Here is a 1,859-nt window from a genome sequence, read left to right on the forward strand (position 1 = left end):
TGCCCATGTCGGGCCGGTCAACGCACCGGAATTCGCCGACGTCATTTCCACCGAAAACCGGCTGAAGGCGCCGGCGGAAGCCACCGGCGGCAGCGTGCGCCGGCTGGCGTCTTCCACAGCCCCTGGCAGCGACGTGACGCTGCCTTCCATCGTGCCGGTGCGCTCGGCTGGTGCCGCATCCGGCAGCGACTGGATCGGCCTGCGCACGACAGACGACAGCGTGCTCAAAGCCGTCTCGCGCGTGCCGCTGTTCGGCGGCTTCCTCGGCCTCGGCCTGCTGCTTCTGGCAATGGGTTCGATGTGGTACCGCGAGGGACGGTAGCGCGGCGCTCTTTTTCCTTCTCCCCTTGTCGGAGAAGGGAAAGCCCCCTGCTCTACTCCTCCGGCTCCGTCGTGAACATCAGCGGATAGCCCTTGGCCTTGCCGGCATCGGTGGCGCGCGTCGCCTTGGTCTCGGCGACATCCTTGGTGAACACGGCGACGACGCAGACGCCACGCCGATGCGCAGTGATCATCACCCGGTGCGCTTGGTCCTCGCTGAGTTTGAACTCGCCCTTCAGCACCGTCACCACGAATTCGCGCGGCGTGAAATCGTCGTTGATGAGGATGACCTTGTAGAGTTTTGGCCGTTCGACTTGCGGCTTGATCTGGGTACGCGGTTTTGTGGTGATTTCAGGCATCGGAACCGACAGTTTTGCGTAAGCGACGTAACCGCCATTCTGGCACCGGTGAAAACGGTCGTCCATTTTGATCGACGCGCGAAACCGGTGTCCGCCGACGCGGCCATTCACAATCATGTGGGAAGGTGTCGGTTGCCGTTCAACGGCCTTGGCGGCCGAACATGCGACGGCCGGGAATCTGCCGCACGGCCGCAGCGGGCGGTATATCGGACCGAAAACGGTTTCCGCCGGCATCCGCCCGGCGTTCCAGCCAGGTCGCGATCGGCCACGCGGCGACGCAGATCAACGTCGCGCCGGTCAGCACGACCAGCAGCCAGGTCTGTGCCGGCGTTATGTAGTCCCAGTTGGTGGAAATCGCCGGCGCGAACAGCGAAGGCTCGGTGCGTCCGCTGGCCGGATCGGGGACCGGGCTGGCGGTGAACAGGATAAGCACTCTGGCGAGGCCGGTGGCAACCAGACCGCCGATCACCATCGAGCGCAAAATGGACGAAAGCCGCTTCTTCATGCGGATTGTCCTACACGGCCGGCGTTGCAAACGGGTTAAGTGTCAGTCGAGGCGGAAGCTGCCGGTGCCAGACTTCGCCAAAGATCAGTTGAACCCATCGACCGCTTCATAGCCAATGTCAGGGCTTCAGCGGCTCGGACAGGAAGAAGGCCGCTCCAACCGAAACCAGCTGGAGCGGCCTTGGTCAACAGGCCGGCATTTTATGCCGGACCTTATCAGGTCTTCGGGGCGTCCTTCTTGACGGCCTTCTCAGCAGCCTTCTTGTGCTTCTTGACGGTCTTCTTGACGACCTTCTTCGGAGCAGCCTTGGCCGGAGCAGCAGTCGCCGGAGCGGTGGTCGTCGAAGCAGCCGGAGCAGCGGTCGTGGTGGCGGCGGCGTTGCCGAGAGCCGGCATCGCGAAAGCGAGAGCGACGGCGAGACCGGTTGCGGAGAGGATGGACTTTTTCATGGCTTCGTTTCCTTTTTATGCGGGTCAAGTTTCGGAGCGTTACTGAACCGGGTCGTTCGGCGTCACTCCAAGCAGCTTCAAAGCATTGGCGAGCATCCGGATGCCCTGTGCCTGTTTCTTGGCGGCGCAGTACCGGTTGCCCTTTCTCTGAAGTGCCTTTGCCGCGGTGACCTGCGTTGCCGTGGCATGGGTTTCGAGGGCTTCATCAAATTGGTGGCTGAGATT

General features: G+C 62.7%; 3 protein-coding genes and 2 pseudogenes. 1 reads left to right on the forward strand and 4 read right to left on the reverse strand.

The genetic code is table 11. From position 1 onward, the window contains the following. Positions 1-322, forward strand: a pseudogene (locus tag EN925_RS34250) (hypothetical protein); the annotation flags it as partial. A gap of 52 nt (positions 323-374) precedes the next feature. Here EN925_RS34250 and clpS read toward each other — a convergent pair. The 4 genes and pseudogenes from clpS to EN925_RS34270 all read right to left on the reverse strand — a co-directional run. Continuing rightward, a complete protein-coding gene (clpS, locus tag EN925_RS34255) occupies positions 375-680 on the reverse strand; it encodes an ATP-dependent Clp protease adapter ClpS (RefSeq protein ID WP_013529964.1) in 306 nt (101 codons plus the stop codon). A 139-nt stretch (positions 681-819) separates the two neighbouring features. Next, positions 820-1,185 (reverse strand): hypothetical protein, encoded by a 366-nt coding sequence (locus tag EN925_RS34260; protein ID WP_013529963.1) that lies wholly within the window; start codon positions 1,183-1,185, stop codon positions 820-822. A 215-nt stretch (positions 1,186-1,400) separates the two neighbouring features. Beyond that, the gene (locus tag EN925_RS34265; protein WP_013529962.1) at positions 1,401-1,634 is read right to left on the reverse strand and encodes a hypothetical protein; all 234 of its coding nucleotides are present in this window, start codon (positions 1,632-1,634) and stop codon (positions 1,401-1,403) included. Between the two features lie 39 nt (positions 1,635-1,673). Further along, positions 1,674-1,859, reverse strand: a pseudogene (locus EN925_RS34270) (hypothetical protein); the annotation flags it as partial.

This window comes from Mesorhizobium sp. M7A.F.Ca.US.006.04.2.1, from assembly GCF_004022915.1.
GTDB lineage: Bacteria > Pseudomonadota > Alphaproteobacteria > Rhizobiales > Rhizobiaceae > Mesorhizobium > Mesorhizobium ciceri.

What these genes read in the sequence shown, in the direction of transcription:
- EN925_RS34265 (WP_013529962.1), bottom strand. Translation starts at nt 1,634, where the DNA reads ATGAAAAAGTCCATCCTCTCCGCAACCGGTCTCGCCGTCGCTCTCGCT.
- EN925_RS34260 (WP_013529963.1), bottom strand. Translation starts at nt 1,185, where the DNA reads ATGAAGAAGCGGCTTTCGTCCATTTTGCGCTCGATGGTGATCGGCGGT.
- clpS (WP_013529964.1), bottom strand. Translation starts at nt 680, where the DNA reads ATGCCTGAAATCACCACAAAACCGCGTACCCAGATCAAGCCGCAAGTC.